At 70.2% G+C, this 15768-nt stretch carries 16 protein-coding genes; 6 read left to right on the top strand and 10 right to left on the bottom strand.

What is annotated here, in order from left to right; genetic code table 11:
- Positions 1 to 58 precede the first annotated feature (58 nt).
- From ACIQPR_RS23465 to ACIQPR_RS23510, 10 genes are read right to left on the bottom strand one after another with little or no spacing between them, the layout of a single operon-like run.
- On the bottom strand, positions 59 to 910 hold the full coding sequence (locus ACIQPR_RS23465; RefSeq protein WP_403651352.1) for an NAD(P)-dependent oxidoreductase: 852 nt from the start codon (positions 908 to 910) through the stop codon (positions 59 to 61).
- A complete protein-coding gene (locus ACIQPR_RS23470; RefSeq protein WP_403651354.1) occupies positions 910 to 1467 on the bottom strand; it encodes a DoxX family protein in 558 nt (185 codons plus the stop codon). Before ACIQPR_RS23470 ends, ACIQPR_RS23465 begins: the two co-directional genes overlap by 1 nt.
- Positions 1464 to 2381, bottom strand: coding sequence for an alpha/beta hydrolase (locus ACIQPR_RS23475; protein ID WP_403651356.1), 918 nt, complete (start codon positions 2379 to 2381; stop codon positions 1464 to 1466). The genes ACIQPR_RS23470 and ACIQPR_RS23475 overlap by 4 nt, the downstream gene beginning before the upstream one ends.
- Positions 2378 to 4036: a thiolase C-terminal domain-containing protein gene (locus ACIQPR_RS23480; RefSeq protein WP_403651358.1), complete on the bottom strand. Its 1659-nt coding sequence runs from the start codon at positions 4034 to 4036 to the stop codon at positions 2378 to 2380. The genes ACIQPR_RS23475 and ACIQPR_RS23480 overlap by 4 nt, the downstream gene beginning before the upstream one ends.
- Entirely contained in the window at positions 4033 to 5409 is a 1377-nt protein-coding gene (locus ACIQPR_RS23485; RefSeq protein WP_403651360.1) for a cytochrome P450, read from the bottom strand. Before ACIQPR_RS23485 ends, ACIQPR_RS23480 begins: the two co-directional genes overlap by 4 nt.
- 37 nt (positions 5410 to 5446) lie before the next feature.
- Positions 5447 to 5641, bottom strand: a complete 195-nt coding sequence (locus tag ACIQPR_RS23490) for a ferredoxin (RefSeq protein ID WP_019069976.1) — start codon at positions 5639 to 5641, stop codon at positions 5447 to 5449.
- Positions 5642 to 5682: 41 nt separating this feature from the next.
- A complete protein-coding gene (locus tag ACIQPR_RS23495; RefSeq protein WP_403651362.1) occupies positions 5683 to 7050 on the bottom strand; it encodes an ABC transporter substrate-binding protein in 1368 nt (455 codons plus the stop codon).
- Positions 7051 to 7091: 41 nt separating this feature from the next.
- On the bottom strand, positions 7092 to 8297 hold the full coding sequence (locus ACIQPR_RS23500; RefSeq protein WP_403651364.1) for a CaiB/BaiF CoA transferase family protein: 1206 nt from the start codon (positions 8295 to 8297) through the stop codon (positions 7092 to 7094).
- Entirely contained in the window at positions 8294 to 9733 is a 1440-nt protein-coding gene (locus ACIQPR_RS23505; protein ID WP_403651366.1) for an aldehyde dehydrogenase family protein, read from the bottom strand. Before ACIQPR_RS23505 ends, ACIQPR_RS23500 begins: the two co-directional genes overlap by 4 nt.
- Positions 9730 to 10461, bottom strand: coding sequence for an SDR family oxidoreductase (locus tag ACIQPR_RS23510; RefSeq protein WP_403651368.1), 732 nt, complete (start codon positions 10459 to 10461; stop codon positions 9730 to 9732). Before ACIQPR_RS23510 ends, ACIQPR_RS23505 begins: the two co-directional genes overlap by 4 nt.
- Before the next feature lie 236 nt (positions 10462 to 10697).
- Here ACIQPR_RS23510 and ACIQPR_RS23515 point away from each other — a divergent pair, with 236 nt between their 5' ends.
- The 6 genes from ACIQPR_RS23515 to ACIQPR_RS23540 all read left to right on the top strand — a co-directional run.
- Positions 10698 to 11402 (top strand): SDR family NAD(P)-dependent oxidoreductase, encoded by a 705-nt coding sequence (locus ACIQPR_RS23515; RefSeq protein WP_403651370.1) that lies wholly within the window; start codon positions 10698 to 10700, stop codon positions 11400 to 11402.
- Entirely contained in the window at positions 11399 to 11986 is a 588-nt protein-coding gene (locus tag ACIQPR_RS23520) for a carboxymuconolactone decarboxylase family protein (protein ID WP_403651372.1), read from the top strand. Before ACIQPR_RS23515 ends, ACIQPR_RS23520 begins: the two co-directional genes overlap by 4 nt.
- A gap of 4 nt (positions 11987 to 11990) precedes the next feature.
- Positions 11991 to 13256, top strand: a complete 1266-nt coding sequence (locus tag ACIQPR_RS23525; protein WP_403651374.1) for an aromatic ring-hydroxylating dioxygenase subunit alpha — start codon at positions 11991 to 11993, stop codon at positions 13254 to 13256.
- A complete protein-coding gene (locus ACIQPR_RS23530) occupies positions 13243 to 13563 on the top strand; it encodes a hypothetical protein (RefSeq protein WP_403651376.1) in 321 nt (106 codons plus the stop codon). Before ACIQPR_RS23525 ends, ACIQPR_RS23530 begins: the two co-directional genes overlap by 14 nt.
- A gap of 6 nt (positions 13564 to 13569) precedes the next feature.
- Positions 13570 to 14799: an amidohydrolase family protein gene (locus ACIQPR_RS23535; protein WP_403651378.1), complete on the top strand. Its 1230-nt coding sequence runs from the start codon at positions 13570 to 13572 to the stop codon at positions 14797 to 14799.
- Positions 14800 to 14882: 83 nt separating this feature from the next.
- Positions 14883 to 15768, top strand: an 886-nt coding sequence (locus ACIQPR_RS23540; RefSeq protein WP_403651380.1) for an NAD(P)-dependent oxidoreductase, incomplete at its 3' end; no start/stop codon positions are given.

Here is a 15768-nt window from a genome sequence, read left to right on the forward strand (position 1 = left end):
TCACCAGTCTGACGACGAGCGACGATATCAATCTTCTCTAGTCGCAAGAAGGTCGTTTTCACTTTCGTGGAGCGGGACTTGCGGGGCCGGTGAGGCGCTCCTGTCCCATCTGGGCGAGGGCCCCGTCGGCCGCCGCCAGTACGGTGCCGGTCGGGGCGCCCGCCGTGTCGGCGAGGTCGGCCAGCAGCCTGACGTCCTTGTGGAGCAGCGGTCCGGCGCGCTCCGCGAGTCGGTCCAGGCTGCCGCCGCCGGCCTTCACCCGGTCGAGCGCGAAGCTCGCCCCGCTGCCGTGCAGCACGACCTCGGCGAGGGCGGCGCGGTCGATGCCGAACCGCGGCGCGAGCGCGAGCGTGTCGGCCGAGGTCGCCAGGTTCGCGGTGAACAGCAGGTTGTTGAGGAGTTTGGCGATCTGTCCCGAGCCGAGCGGGCCCATGTGGACGACGGGGTCGCCGAAGGTCTCGAACACCTTGCGGCAGTAGGCGACCGTGCCGGACTCGCCGCCCGCCATCACCAGCAGCCGGCCTTCCGCGGCGGCTCGTCCGCCGCCGCTGACCGGTGCGTCGACCACGGACACGCCGTGGACCTTGGCGCGTTCGGCCAGCCGCCGGCAGGTGTCGGGGTGGATCGTGCTGTGCACGGCGACGACTCCGCCCCGGCGCAGGCCGGTCAGTACGCCCTGTTCGCCGGTGACGACCTGTTCGACGTCGGCGTCGTCGACGACACAGACGCACACCAGGTCGCTGGCCGCGGCCAGTTCGACGGGGGACGCGGCCCGTTGCGCTCCGGTGTCCGCGAAGGCGGCGAGGGTGGCCGGGCGGCGCGCCCAGAGCGTCGTGGGGTGGCCCGCCTCGATGATCCGGCGTGCCATGGGGGCGCCCTGGTTGCCCAGCCCGATGAATCCGACGCGCATCAGCGGGCCTCCTGGTCGACGTCCTCGGGGGTGTCGTCGGCCGCCGCTTCCGCCGTGGCCGCCTTCGGCTCCGGTCGCCAGAACGTGCCCAGCAGTCCCCCGGTCGCCACGACGGCCACGGCGAGCGCGATCCCTCCACCGGTCCAGCCGGTCGACCCGACACCGGCGGCGTGGTCGAGGGACCAGCGGCCGGGGCCGAGGACCGCGAGGGCCAGGGCGACGACGGCGAGGGTGAGGACGTACTCGTAGCCGTCCTTGAAGACGAAGAACCCGTTGGGCCGGTGGGCGAGCAGGCCGGCCACCAGCATCACGGAGATCACGGCGGCGCAGGCCAGCGGGGTGAGGAGGCCGAGGACCAGCAACAGGCCCGCGCCGACCTCGGTGAGCACGCTCATCCACGCCTGGAGCACCCCCTGCCGCAGGCCGAGACCGGTGAACCAGCGGGCGGTGCCCGCGATCCGGCCGCCGCCGCGCCAGTGGTTCAGCCCGTGCATGATCATCACGAGTCCGACGGCCACGCGTACGAGCAGCAGTACGGCGTTGTCGGCGTCACTCATCCGGCCCTCCTCGGCAGACGGTCGATCCCGTCGTCCTCCTGGCCAAGGACGCACTCCTCGACGAACGAGAGGATCTTCAGGTGGTATCCGGTCGCGGTGCGCCCGATGCTCAGGTTGTGGCCGCTCTCGGCCTGTTCGTCGGTGACGACCCGGGGCGAGGCGGTGAACAGTCCCGCGATGTCGGCCATGGCCTCGGGCCCCGAGCGCCACACCCGCTCGTGGTCGCCGAGCGTGTAGTGCACGGGGACCCGCACGCGGGCGGCGGCCTCGGCGAACTCCTTCGGCCAGCGGCGCGCCACGGTCGCCTCGTACGGCGGGCCCGGCGACTGGATGGGGGCGGCGCCGACGACCTCGGCCGGGTACAGCCGCGAGGGCTCCCACAGCAGGTCGCGCAGTCCGGGTCCGGGCGGCCTCGGCTCGGCCGGGTCGCGCCGTCTGAAGTCCAGGATCTCGACGGCGGTGGGCGCGTGGTGGCGTCCGGTGCCGGCGATCTCCAGGCCGAGCAGGTCGCCGCGCCGTTCGTCGCCCGCCATGCCGACGCCCAGCGCGCAGCCGATCGAGTGCGCCCACAGGAACAGTCCCGCTCCGCGCGGCCGGGAGGCGAGCAGCCGGTCCACCGCTCCGTAGGCGAGGTCGACGCGTCGCGCGGGGGAGGCCATGCCCGCGCCGTGCGGGGCCGAACTCCCGTATCCGGGACGGTCGATGGCGACGGTGGTGAAGCCGAGTGCCGCCGCGGTGCGCAGCAGGGACAGGCGGGGCCGGCCGGGGTAGTCGAAGTAGCGGGAGGTCACGGCTCCCCCGTGCAGCGCGACGAGGACCGCGCGTGGTTCGGGGACCTCGCACAGCAGCGCCGACATGGGGATGCCGTCGACGTCGACGACGTGCGAACCGACCTCCGTGGTGCGTGGGTTCATCCGTCCGCCCGCAGGAGGAGCACACCGCTCGGGGCGAGGCCGCCGGTGCTGACCGCGGCGATCCGCGCGCCCGGCACCTGCCGTGGCCCGGCCGTGCCGCGCAGTTGGACGATCGCCTCCTCGACCAGGCCCAGCCCGTGGGTACGGCCGTGGGAGAGCTGTCCGCCGTGGGTGTTCAGGGGCAGTACGCCGTCCCGGGCGATGTTCTTGCCGCCGTCCAGGAAGTCCTTGGCCTCGCCGATCCCGCAGAAGCCCAGCCCCTCCAGCCAGGACAGGCAGTTGAAGGTGAAGCCGTCGTAGAGTTCGGCCACGTCGACGTCCTGCGGGCGCAGCGTGGTGCGCGACCACATGTGGGCCGACTGGCCCAGGACCTGGGGCTCGTGGGTGAGGGTGCTCTGGTCCCATTCGAGCCGTTCCAGGAGCTGGGTGCCGACGGCCTCGACGAAGACCGGCGGCTGGGCCAGGTCGCGGGCGGTGTCCACGGCCGACACGATCACGGCGACCGCGCCGTCGCAGGGCACGTCGCAGTCGTAGAGGCCGAAGGGTGTGGTGATGGGGCGGGCGCCCAGGTAGTCGTCCATGGTGAGCGGGTCGCGGTAGACCGCCGTGGGGTTGAGCGCCGCGTTGGCCCGCTGGTTGAGGGCGATCCAGCCGAGGGTCTCGCGGGTGGTGCCGTAGCGGTGGAAGTGGCGTTGCGCGTTCTGGGCGAGGGTGTGTGCCGCCGAGATGCCGCCGAACGGCTTGATCCAGCCGTCGAGTTGGCGCGGCGGGTCCTGCGCGATGCGTCCGCGCCGCACGAGTTCGCCGTACGACGCCTCCCAGACCGTACGGAAGCACAGCACATGGCGGGCGAGGCCGCCGGCGACGGCGAGCATCGCGGAGACCAGTGAACCGCCGGGGCCGAAGGTCTCTCCGCCGCCGTTGTACCAGGTGGGTTCGAGGCCGAGGGCGGATTCCAGGGCGGTGACCCCGCCCTCGCTGAACCCGCCGTGCGGAGTGGGGCCGGGGTAGGTCGCCAGGCCGTCGATGTCGGCCGCGGTGAGTCCCGCGTCCGCGATGGCGCGTTCGCAGGCCTGGACCGTGAGGGAGATCGGCGGGACCAGCAGACGGCGCCCCAGTTCGGAGGCGCCCACTCCGGTGATCGCGACCTTGTCCTCGAACTTCTCGGTGGTCACCATCGGCCGTACGCGGCGCGGCAGTTGAAGGGTCTCCTCCTCGCCGAGCGGCAGTGGGCGGGGCGGTGGCCGGTCGGCGGCCGGGCGGAACAGGGGCAGCCAGGCGTCCTCGACCTGTTCGAAGACGACCTCCATCAGCATGCCCAACTCCAGCTCGTCCGGCTCGCACTGGACGGCGTTGGTGGTGAGCCGGACCCGGGGGTCCTCCTCCACCGCGACCTGCGCGACCACGTACGGTGCGGGCAGGCCGGGCAGGGCGAAGCGGTGGTTGACGGTGAAGCCGATCAGCGTCGCGCGGCCGGAGACGGCCCGGACGCCCATGTCGTGGCCGTGGCAGTACCGGCAGACCGGCTGCGGCGGGTGGATGAGGGCCGCGCAGGACCCGCACTCCGTCAGCCGCAGCCGGCCGTCCGCGCCGGAGGTCCAGAAGAAGGCGTTCTCCTCCGTGATCACCGGGCCGGGGCGCTGAGTGTCCGTCATGTGTCGATCCGGGCCGTGGACTTGCGGACGGTGACCGGTTCGGCGAGGCGCTGTTCGTCGCAGACCTTCTGGAGTTCGGCGAGGGTCTCGTCGAGTCCGGCGCCGAGCCGCGGGCCCGGGGTGAAGGTGGCCGGGAGGTGGCGCATGCCCTGGATGACGCCGATGGTCTCGTAGTGCACGGCGCCCGCGGGCTCGCACGCGTAGTCGGGCATGCGGTCCAGGACGGCCGTCACCATCCGCTTGAACACGGTGCGGGCGACGTTGGAGCCGATGCAGCGGTGGATGCCGAGGCCGAAGCTGCTGTGCCGGTTGCCCTTGCGTTCCATGTCGATGCGGTCCGGGTCGGGGAAGACCGACGGGTCGCGGTTGGCCATCGCCCAGGACAGCCAGAGGCGTTCGCCCTCCTTGAACCGGGTGCCGGCGATCTCGCAGTCGGCGGTGATGGTACGGCCGTCGCCGGGCGCCGGGGTGTAGAAGCGCAGGAACTCCTCGGTCGCGGAGTCCAGCAGGGTCTTGCGGTCCCTGCTCAACCGGGCGCGCTCCTCCGGGTGTTGGGAGAGCCATTCCAGGGAGTGCGCGGTGAGCGCGGTGGTGGTGTCGAAGCCGCCGCCGATCAACAGGGCGCAGACGCCGAGGAGTTCGCCGTCGTCCGGGTTGCGGCCGTTGATGTCGGCGCGCACCAGCGCGTCCACCAGACCGGGGCGGGGGTTCTTGCGGATCTCCGCGAGCTGGGCCATGAGGTCCATGCCCATCTTGCGGCTCAGCTCCAGCACCCGTTGCATGTCGGGTGAGTTGGGCGGTGTGTAGACGGAGGCGTGGGCCGGTTCGTTGTAGATGGTCCAGTGCTCCAGCGGGATGCCCATCATCGCCAGGGTGAGTACGGCGGGGACGATGTTGGCGAGGTCGTCGACGAAGTCGATGGACCCGGACTCGATCTTCTCGTCGATGCTGGCGCGCACGACCTCGTCGACGAACGGGATCCAGCGCTGGATCGCGGCCGGCGACAGATACGGGTTGAGGGTCTGCCGGTAGTGCCGCTGGTCGGGCGGGTCCATCTCCAGGAAGCCGCCCTGGGCCTCGCGGGCGCGGGGCGGCGGGGGGATGGAGATGCCCTTGTAGCCGCGCCGTTCCCCCTTCACGTCGTGGTCGTTGGAGAGGAACTCGGCGGACCTGGCGAGTTCGAACACCTCGCGGTTGCCGCTGGCGACCCAGTGGCCGCCGTGGGCCTCCGTCCAGGCGATCGGGCAGGTGCCGTGGAGTTCGTGGGTGATGTCCTCGAACCGGTCGCGGTAGTCGGGGGTGTGCCGGTCGAAGTGCACCAGGTGGTGTTTGCGGCCACCGTCGTCGTCGACGGCCGCTTCTTCCGTGGTCATGCGGAGTCCTCTCCTGCTCGGTGGATGACGTGGGGGGTCAGGAGATGAGGGAGATCGCCCGCTCCGGGCAGGACAGGACCGCCTCGCGGACGTCCGCCTCCTGGTCGGCGGGGACTTCCTCCGCCACCACCGAGGAGTGTCCGTCGATCTCGCTGAGTTCGAAGGTGTCCGGTGCGCGCATCGCGCAGAGCGTGTGGCCCTGACAGCGCTCCGGGTCGACTCGTACCTTCACGGTCCTTCCTTCCTGCCTGGTGAACGGGGGGTGTGGCGTGGTTACTTGAGGTCGGACAGCGACTTGCCCACGTCGGCCAGGGTCGGCGGCTTGCCGTAGTTCCCCTTGAACTTGTAGGCGGGCGCGTCGCACCGGTAGGCGCCGTCGGTGGGCTTGAAGTCGGCGGGCACCCAGCCGCTGGTGGTGGCCTTCTCGACGTTGAAGCACTTCACCGGCTGGTCGGGCGATGCCAGGTCGACCGGAGCCTGGAGTCCGCCGCCGGTCCACTCGGTCTGCTTCTTCGCGTTGGCCAGGACGCAGCTGCGGGTCAGCTCGGCGCAGTCGCGGGCCGAGGTGGCGAACAACAGCCAGGCGGAGAAGGCGTGCACGGCGGGCAGGGTGATCTGCGCGTCGGGCGCGTACTTCTTGAACAGGGCGACCATCTGCTTCGTCGCCGGGTTCTCGTCGGCCTTCTCCAGCGGGTAAGTGCCGTCGATGGAGGCGAAGTTGGTCTGGGTGCCCAGCGCGGTACCGGCCAGCTTGAGGAAGGCGGGGCCGTAGGCGTTGTTGTTGGCGTCGATCCAGTCGAGCTTGTAGTCGATGTTGGTGAGCGCCTGTTCCAGCTTCGACAACTGGGTGAAGTCGCCGAGGAAGACGAGCCCCTTGACCTTCTTCGACTTGATGGACTGGGCGTACGGCGTCCAGTCGGAGACACCCTGGGCCGGGTAGAGGTCCGAGTAGGTGACCTTGCCGCCCATCGCGACCAGGGTCTCCCCGTCCTGGGCGGAGAGTGCCTTGGTGATGGGTACGTCTCCGGAGATGATGCCGATACCGCTCGCCGAGGCCGGGTACGCCTCCTTGAGCAGCCAGGAGTAGTAGCCGGCGTAGGGCGAGTAGCCGACCGAGGCGCCCTGGGTCAGCACCTGGAGGTCCGCGCCGAGTTCGGAGGTCACCTGGGCGGGGAATTCGGGCAGCAGGCACTTCAGCCGGGTCTTGACGCCGAGGCCGTCGAGGGCGGCGCCGCCGCCCACCTCGAAGAAGTCGGTGCGGCAGGCCGAGATCATCTGCTGGTTGACCTGCATGAGCGCCGAGTCGTGCGTCACGGGCGTGATCTTGCGGCCGTTGATGCCGCCGGCCGCGTTGCACCAGGAGGTGAAGACCTTCGCCGCGTTCTCGAACTCCGGGTTCTTGGTGAACCCGACGTCGGTGAAGACGCCGACCTTGATGTCGGAGCTGGTGACGCCCTGGCTGGTGACGGACTTGGCGGTGCCCTTGCCGCAGACGGACTTCAGCGAGCCGAAGTCGGCGCTCGCCGTGTCGGCGGCTCCGGTGGTCGAAGGGCTGCTGGTGTCCGCGGACTTGGTGCGGCCGGAACATCCGGCCGCGGCCGCGAGGGCCAGGACGAGCGCGGGGATGAGCAAGCGTCTCATCGGTTCTCCTCGTTGAGAATGTGAGTCCCGCTGTCGGGTGGTCAGGTGACGGCGCCGGCCGCCTTGAGCGCGAGGATGCGGTCCCAGTCGAGGCCCAGTTCGAGGAGGATCTCCTCGGTCTGGGCGGCGAACTCGGGTGCGGGGCCGAGTTGAGGCGGCGCCACGTCGAACTGCACGGGGCTGCTGACCAGTTCGAGTTCTCCGGCCGGCAGCAGGTACTCGTTGGCTCTGATCTGCGGGTCGTCGCCCACTTGCAGGGAGTCCTGCACCGGGGCCCAGGGCCCGGCGAGGGTGGCGAAGCGCCGGCTCCACTCCGCGAGGGTGCGGGTGGCGATGACTTCGCGCAGGATCTTGACGGCCTCCGCCGTGTTGGCCACGAGATGCTCGGCCGTGTCGAAGCGGGGGTCGTCGACGAGTTCGGGCCGGTCGATGTGCCGGCACACATCGGCCCAGAACTTGCCGGGCTGCATCATGACGAACGCCAGGTGGTGGCCGTCGGAGGTCTCGTACAGCCCGGACAGGGGGTTGGCGACGGAGCCGTGGGTGCCGACGGGCGGCGGGATCCAGGGCTTGCCGAGGTGCAGGGAGAGCGCGGTGGCGTGGCCCATCGCCCACAGTCCGCTGCCGAGCAGGGAGACGTCCACGACCGAGGGTTCGCCGGTGCGTTCGCGCTTCAGGAGCGCCGCCGCGATGCCTCCGGCGAGGTTGGTGCCGGAGATGGTGTCGCCGTAGGCCGGTGACGGCGGGTTGATGATGCCGTCGGTGCCCTCGGGCGTGATGCTCGCGGCGGTGCCGGCGCGGGCCCAGAACGCCGTCATGTCGTAGCCACCCTTCCCCGCTTCCGGTCCGCGCGGTCCGAAGGCGCTGCCTCGGGCGTAGACGATGCGGGGGTTGACGGTACGGATGTCGTCGACGTCGATGCCGAACTTGTCCCGGTGGCCGGGAAGGAAGCTGGTCAGGAACACGTCGGCGTGCCGGGCGAGTTCGTAGAGCACCTCCTTGCCCTCGGGCTTGGAGATGTCGAGGCCGAGGCTGCGCTTGCCGCGGTTGGAGTGCTCGACGTTGGGGTTGGGGTCGCCCTCGACGCGCATGGTGCCGGTCTGCCGGAGGCCGCGTTGCGGGTCGCCGGTGACGGCGTGCTCGACCTTGATGACATCCGCTCCCCAGTCGGAGAGGACGGCTCCCGCCGAGGGCACGAAGCCGTACATGGCGACTTCGAGGACGCGGATCCCGTCGAGGGGCATCATGACCGCACCACGATCGCGAAGGACTTGGTCTCCAGGAACTCCTCAAGTCCCGCGGGTCCGCTCTCCCTGCCGATGCCCGACTGCTTGTAGCCGCCGAACGGCACGTCGGCGGAGAAGTAGTTGCCGCCGTTGACGCTGAAGGTGCCGGTGCGGATCCGGCGGGCGAGGGCGACGGCCCGCTCGTCGTCACCGCTCTGGATGCCTCCGGAGAGACCGAAGACGGAGTTGTTGGCGATGCGTACGGCGTCGTCCTCGTCGTCGTAGGGGATGACCACGAGGACCGGGCCGAAGATCTCGTCCTGGGCGATCTCGCTGTCCGGGTCGACGCCCGTGAGGAGGGTCGGCTTGTAGAAGAAGCCGGGATCGACCTTCTCGCCGCCGGTGACGAGGGTCGCTCCCGCCGCCACGGCCCGCTTCACCATCCCGTCGACCTTCTCGCGCTGGACCTCGCTGATGAGCGGGCCCGCGAAGGTCTTGGGGTCGGCGGGGTCGCCGAGCGGGATGCGGGCGAGGCCCGCGGCCACCTTCTCGACGATCTCGTCGTGGTGCTCCCTGGGCACCAGCAGCCGGGAGGTGAGCGCGCAGCCCTGTCCGGAGTGGGAGCAGATGGTGCCGGCCGCGAACATCGCGGCGGTGGCGAAGTCGGCGTCGTCGAGGATGATCATCGCGGATTTTCCGCCGAGTTCGAGGAAGACCTTCTTCACCGTACGGCTCGCCGCCTCCATCACGCGGCGGCCGGTCGCGGTGGAACCGGTGAAGGTGATCATGTCGACGTCCGGGTGCGTGGTGAGCGTCTCTCCCACGTCGGCACCGGAGGAGGTGAGGACGTTGACCACACCCGGCGGGAACTCCGTGTGCTCGGCGATGAGTTGGCCGAGGAACAGGGTGGTCAGCGGGGTGTCGGGGGCGCCCTTGAGGACGACCGTGCAGCCGGCGGCGAGCGAGGGGGCGAGCTTGGCCAGGGCGAGCTGGTTGGGGTAGTTGTACGCGGTGATCGCGGTGACGACCCCCACGGCCTCCTTCTCCGTCCAGCGGCGGTGGCGCTGGCCGCGGATCTCGACCTCGCCCAGCTCCTCGGTGAGCGGGTACTTGCGCAGCAGGTCCGCGTAGTAGCGCACCAGCTTGACGGGGTCGTCGAGTTGGGGGCCGTAGGTGAGCATGCGGGGCGCGCCGACCTCGGCGATGGTCAGCTCGCGCAGTTCCTCGGCGTGGTCGAGGAGCGCCTGGTGCAGCTGGTCGAGGCAGCGGATGCGCAGCTGTACGTCCGTGGACCAGGCGGTGGTGTCGAAGGCGGTCCGCGCGGCGGCCACGGCGGCTTCGGCCTGGGCGGTGGTGGCCTCGGGGGCGTGGCCGTAGACCTCGCCGGTGGCGGGGTTGAGGGAGGGGAACGTCCCCTGCCCGTCGACCAGTTCGCCGTTGATGAGCAGTCGGGTCACAGCCGCACCACCTGTCCGCCGTCCACGCTGATGGTCTGTCCGGTCAGCCAGCCGGCGTCGTCGGAGAGCAGGAAGAGCACGGTCGGGGTCAGGTCGCCGGGGGTGCCCATCCGTTTGATGGCCAGGGCCTGGGTCATCCGCTGCTGGAACTCGACCGGTACGACGGTGGCGGTGGCCTCGGTGTCGGTGGGGCCGGGTGCGATGCCGTTGACGCGGATGCCCCGGCCGCCGAGTTCGGCGGCCAGCGACGCGGTGAGGTGGTTGATGCCGATCTTGGCCAGGCCGTAGTAGCCGCTGGCCATGTAGGCGGCGGCGGAGGACTGGTTGACGATCGCGGCGCCCTCGCCCAGGTGCGGGACGACGGCCCGGGTGACGTACAGGGCGCCCAGCAGGTTCACCTGGATGAAGCGGTTGAGGTAGTCGAGGTCGACCGTGGTCAGGCCCTCGCGCCGCATGCTGTGGTAGATCGCCGCGTTGTTGATCAGGTAGTCGATGCGGCCGAACTCGGCGACGGTGGCGGCGGCCAGCGCGTCGGCCGAGGCGGGGTCGCCGACGTCGACCTTGACGAAGAGCGCGGAGTCCAGCTCCTTGGCGACCCGCTGCCCCTGCTCCTCGTTGATGTCCGCGACCACGACCCGCGCTCCCTCGGCGGCCAGCGCCCGGGCGTAGTCCTCGCCGATTCCCTGTCCCGCTCCGGTGACGATCGCCACCTTGTCCTGGAACCGCATCCTGTTCTCCTCGCATGGATGGGCGGCTTGCTCCAATGAAGCGGAAACTACATTCTCGCTATACGCGAATCAACCATCCGGAAGCGAGAATGTCATCCTGACCGATGGCTGACAGATGCACGGAGTGCGGTGCACAGCCCCCGCCTGCGCGGGACTTCCGGAAGCACCGGAGACGAGAATACGCTTCTCAGATCTGGAAGGGAGATTTTCATGATCGAGACGAAGGGGGTTCCGGCATGAGGACAGCCCTCGTCACAGGCGGCGGCTCCGGCATCGGACGGGCCATCGCGGAGCGCCTGGAGGCCGACGGTCTCCAGGTCGCCACCCTCGACCTCAACCCGACCGACCGGGGCTTCTCCCGAAAGGCCGACGTCTCCGACCGGGCCCAGGTGGACGAGGCCCTGGCCGAGATCCGCGAACGGCTCGGCCCGGTCACGGTCCTGGTCAACGCGGCGGGGATGGAGGGCTACAAGCGCTTCGCCAACCTGACCTTCGAGGCCTGGCAGCGGGTCGTCGACGTCAACCTCAACGGCGTCTTCCACTGCGTCCAGGCGGTCCTGCCGGACATGGTGGCCGCCGGCTGGGGCCGGATCGTCAACATCTCCTCGTCCAGCGCGCACTCCGGCCAGCCGTTCATGACGCACTACGTGGCCGCCAAGTCCGCCGTCAACGGACTGACCAAGGCGCTGGCCCTGGAGCTGGGCCCGCAGGGCATCACCGTCAACGCGGTGCCGCCCGGCTTCATCGACACCCCCATGCTGCGCCGCTCCGAGGAGCGCCAACTGCTCGGCGGGACGGTCGAGGAGCACATCCAGCGCACTCCGGTACGACGGGTCGGGCGCCCCGACGACATCGCGGCGGCCGTCGCCTTCCTCGCGTCCGAGGAGGCCGGATACATCACGGGCCAGATCCTGGGCGTGAACGGCGGGCGGAACACATGAGCGAGAACGGCGGACCGGGCCGCGACCCGGGCGTCCGCATCCCCCCGGTGCCGTACGACGAGTGGGACCACGACCTGTTCTCGGTCATCAACCCGCACCGCAAGCTGCCGGAGGCCAACGTCCTGGGGATCTTCCAGCGGCATCCGGCCCTGGCCCGGGCGTTCCTGACGTTCAACATGCACCTCAACACGACGACCCTGCCGGTGCGGGTGCGCGAGCTGGCCGTGATGCGGGTGGCCTGGCGGCGGGGCAGCAGATACGAGTGGGCCAGCCATGTGCTGATCGGCCGGAAGCACGGGGTGACGGAGGAGGAGATCGAGGAGGTCCGCACCGGCGCCGACACCCTGCTCAACCGGGCGGTGGACGAACTCGACGCCGACTCGGGCCTGTCGGACGCGACCTACGCGGCGCTCGCCGCCGACCTGGACGAACAGCAGCTCATGGACCTGGTGTTCACCGTCGGCGCCTACACGATGCTCACGATGGCCCTCAACACCTTCGGTGTGGAACTCGATCCCGTGATCTCGGAAGAGAACTTCAGTTTCCCTAAACGAGAATGGTATTCTCACAAGCGAGAGGGGTGATCCCATGCCACACTTCGCCAAGCCGGCGGCCGGGAGCTGGACCGAGAACTACCCCGAGCTGGGCACCAGCCCGGTGAACTACGAGGACTCCATCGACCCCGCGTACTACGAGGCGGAGAAGGAAGCGATCTTCAAGAAGACCTGGCTGAACGTCGGCCGGGTCGAGCAACTGCCCAAGGTCGGCAGCTACTTCACCAAGGAGCTGGCCGTCGCCGACACCTCACTGGTGATCGTGCGGGGCAAGGACAAGGAGATCCGCGCCTTCCACAACGTGTGCCGCCACCGCGGCAACAAACTCGTGTGGAACGACTACCCGGGCGAGGAGGTCAAGGGCACCTGCCGCCAGTTCACCTGCAAGTACCACGCCTGGCGCTACGGCCTCGACGGCGAACTGACCTTCGTCCAGCAGGAGAAGGAGTTCTTCGACCTGGACAAGGCGGACTACGGCCTCAAGCTGGTGCGCTGCGAGGTCTGGGAGGGGTTCGTCTTCGTCAACCTCGACCCGGACGCGCAGCCGCTGAAGGAGTATCTGGGCGAGTTCGCCAAGGGACTTGAGGGCTACCCCTTCCACGAGATGACCGAGGTCTTCACGTACAAGGCGGAGATCGGCAGCAACTGGAAGCTGTTCATCGACGCGTTCGCGGAGTTCTACCACGCGCCCGTCCTGCACATGAAGCAGGCCGTCAAGGACGAGGCCGACAAGCTCTTCAACGTCGGCTACGAGGCGCTGCACTACGAGATCCACCCCCCGCACTCGATGATCTCCTCCTGGGGAGGCATGTCCCCGCCCAAGGACCTGAGCATCGTCAAGCCGATCGAACGCGTCCTGCGCAGCGGCCTGTTCGGGCCGTGGGAGGCTCCCGACATCGAGGGCCTGGACCCGCTGCCCCCCGGCCTCAACCCGGGCGGACACCGCGCGTGGGGCAACGACTCCTTCGAGTTCTTCCCCAACATGACCCTGCTGATCTGGAAGCCCGGCTGGTACCTGACGTACCACTACTGGCCGACGGCGGTGGACCGGCACATCTTCGAGGCCAACCTGTACTTCGTGCCCGCCAAGACGGCGCGCGAGCGGCTCAAGCAGGAGCTGGCGGCGGTGACGTTCAAGGAGTACGCGCTCCAGGACGGCAACACGCTGGAGGCCACCCAGACGATGCTCAAGAGCCGGGTCGTCACCGAATTCCCGCTCTGCGACCAGGAGTTGCTGCTCCGCCATCTGCACAAGACGGTCGCGGACTACGTCAAGGAGCACACCGATGCTGCCCAGTGAGTTCGCGGCACTCGAACCGTTCGGCGAGTGGGTCCTGGAGTCCGAGCGCGACCGCTACAGCAAGCGCCTGGCCAGCTCCATGGAGGAGATGCAGGCCTTCTACGACGCCGCGTTCCCGCTCCTGGAACAGGCCTCCGACCACCTCGACCAGTTCCCGCTCTCCCAACTCCCGGAGCAGGAGCGCAACTTGCTGCTCCTGATGTTCTCGCTGGTGAACGTGTCGTTCCCGGTCGAGGTCTGGAAGCAGGCCCGGGTGCCGGACAGCGGGGCCGCCTACATGGACCTCGTCGTCGAACCGAAGGTGTGACAGATCGTGCTCACGCTCAAAGCGGCGCGTGTACTGCACGTGGAGACGGGCGAGTTGGCGGCACCGGGCCTGGTCACGGTCGACGGCGAGCACATCGCGGGCGGCGGCGAGACCGGTGCCGCCGGCGGCGAGAACGAGGTTCTCGACCTCGGTGACGTGACCCTCCTGCCCGGTCTCATGGACATGGAGGTCAACCTCCTGATGGGCGGGCGGGGAGAGACGCTCGCGTTCTCCCCCGTCCAGGACGATCCCCCGCTGCGGATGCTCCGCGCGGTGGGCAACGCCCGGCGGACCCTGCGCGCGGGCTTCACCACGGTCCGCAACCTCGGCCTGTTCGTGAAGACGGGCGGCTATCTGCTGGACGTCGCGCTGGCCAAGGCCATCGACGCCGGCTGGATCGACGGCCCCCGCATCGTGCCGGCCGGGCACGCCATCACACCGACCGGCGGCCATCTGGACCCCACGATGTTCGCCGCGTACGCCCCCGGAATCATGACCCTCTCCCTGGAGGAGGGCATCGCCAACGGCGTCGACGAGGTGCGCAAGGCCGTCCGCTACCAGATCAAGCACGGCGCCCGGCTCATCAAGGTCTGCGCGTCCGGGGGCGTGATGTCGCACACCGGCACCCCCGGCGCGCAGCACTACTCCGACGACGAGTTGCGCGCGATCGTCGACGAGGCCCACCGGCGCGGCCTGAAGGTGGCGGCCCACACCCACGGGGCCGACGCCGTCCGCTCGGCGGTGGAGGCGGGCATCGACTGCATCGAGCACGGCTTCCTGCTCGACGACGACACCATCGCGCTGATGGCGGAGCGGGGCACTTTCCTGGTGCCGACCACCGCGCTCATAGACGGGATGGACATGTCCCACTCCGCACCCGAACTGGTGGAGAAGGCCGCCGAGATCTTCCCCCGGGCCAAGACCGTGGTGTCCAGGGCCGGCAAGGCGGGTGTCCGGATGGCGCTGGGCACGGACGCGCCGGCTATTCCGCACGGCCGGGGCGCCCAGGAGCTGATCGCCCTGGTCGACCGCGGGATGACTCCCCTGGAGGCGCTTCAGGCGGCCACCGTCAACGCGGCCGAACTCATCGACGCCCAGGACCGGGGCCGGATCGCGCCCGGGCTGCTCGCCGACCTGATCGCGGTGCCGGGCGATCCGCTGGAGGACATCTCCGTGATGACGGACGTCCGGTTCGTGATGAAGGGCGGAAAGGTGTTCCGGGACGAACGTCGCTGACACCGACACCGGTGGGCGCCGGGTGCCGCGGATCTCCGCCGGCACCCGGCGCCCACCGCCGACTCCAGTCGCTTGGAGCAGATGTGAAGATCGGGTTCATCGGGTGGGGCCGGATGGGACGGCCGATCGTCGACCGGCTGACGGCCGCCGGGCACGACGTCACGGTCCACGCGCGCCGAGCGGAGACCCGCGCGGCTGTCCGCGCGGCCGGGCTCACCGCGGCCGGCACGGTCCGGGCGACGGTCCGAGACGCCGACGCGGTGTTCGTCGTCGTCCTCACGGACGAGCAGGTACGAGCGGTGTGCCTCGGCACGGACGGCGCCCTCGCGGCCATGCGGCCGGGGGCGACGCTCGTCCAGCACACCACCTCCTCCCCCGCCACCGCCCACCTGCTCACCGGGGCGGGCGCGGAGCGCGGGGTCGGCGTGCTCGACGCCGCGCTCTCCGGCGGTCCGCACGACATCGCCGCCGGGCGTCTCACCCTGTGGGTCGGTGGGGACGAGTCCCGACTGGAGGAAACGCGGCCGCTGTTGGAGACGTACGCCGCGCCGGTCGTGTTCGTGGGGCCGGCCGGGAACGGGCAGCGGGTCAAGCTCGTGAACAACGCCCTGTTCGTGGCGCAGGTCGGTCTCGCGGTCGACGCGGTGCGGGTCGCGGGCTCGCTGGGCATCGACGAGAAGGTGCTCCTCGCGGCGCTCCAGCACGGCAGCGGGGCCAGTCGCGCGCTGGATGTCGTCGCCCGCGGGGGCTCGGTCGAGGCGGTCGCGGAGCGGCTGGCGGACCTGATGCGCAAGGACGTCGACGTGGTGCGGGAGGTGGCGCGGAGCGCGGGAGCGGACCTCGGGATCATCGGAACCGTGCTGTCGTCCGACGCCGTCGAGGAGAAGGTCCTGCGCTCCCGACGGGCCGGGGCGGGGGGGCGCGCGGGGGGGGGCCCGGCCGGGCCCCGCCGCGGCGCGGCCCCCCCCG

Source organism: Streptomyces sp. NPDC091280 (assembly GCF_044768565.1).
Lineage (GTDB): Bacteria > Actinomycetota > Actinomycetes > Streptomycetales > Streptomycetaceae > Streptomyces.

Coding starts and splice junctions, on each gene's coding strand:
- ACIQPR_RS23495 (WP_403651362.1), bottom strand. CDS start 7,050: ATGAGACGCTTGCTCATCCCCGCGCTCGTCCTGGCCCTCGCGGCCGCG.
- ACIQPR_RS23480 (WP_403651358.1), bottom strand. CDS start 4,036: ATGACGGACACTCAGCGCCCCGGCCCGGTGATCACGGAGGAGAACGCC.
- ACIQPR_RS23530 (WP_403651376.1), top strand. CDS start 13,243: ATGCTGCCCAGTGAGTTCGCGGCACTCGAACCGTTCGGCGAGTGGGTC.
- ACIQPR_RS23475 (WP_403651356.1), bottom strand. CDS start 2,381: ATGAACCCACGCACCACGGAGGTCGGTTCGCACGTCGTCGACGTCGAC.
- ACIQPR_RS23520 (WP_403651372.1), top strand. CDS start 11,399: ATGAGCGAGAACGGCGGACCGGGCCGCGACCCGGGCGTCCGCATCCCC.
- ACIQPR_RS23465 (WP_403651352.1), bottom strand. CDS start 910: ATGCGCGTCGGATTCATCGGGCTGGGCAACCAGGGCGCCCCCATGGCA.
- ACIQPR_RS23525 (WP_403651374.1), top strand. CDS start 11,991: ATGCCACACTTCGCCAAGCCGGCGGCCGGGAGCTGGACCGAGAACTAC.
- ACIQPR_RS23470 (WP_403651354.1), bottom strand. CDS start 1,467: ATGAGTGACGCCGACAACGCCGTACTGCTGCTCGTACGCGTGGCCGTC.
- ACIQPR_RS23510 (WP_403651368.1), bottom strand. CDS start 10,461: ATGCGGTTCCAGGACAAGGTGGCGATCGTCACCGGAGCGGGACAGGGA.
- ACIQPR_RS23485 (WP_403651360.1), bottom strand. CDS start 5,409: ATGACCACGGAAGAAGCGGCCGTCGACGACGACGGTGGCCGCAAACAC.
- ACIQPR_RS23500 (WP_403651364.1), bottom strand. CDS start 8,297: ATGATGCCCCTCGACGGGATCCGCGTCCTCGAAGTCGCCATGTACGGC.
- ACIQPR_RS23515 (WP_403651370.1), top strand. CDS start 10,698: ATGAGGACAGCCCTCGTCACAGGCGGCGGCTCCGGCATCGGACGGGCC.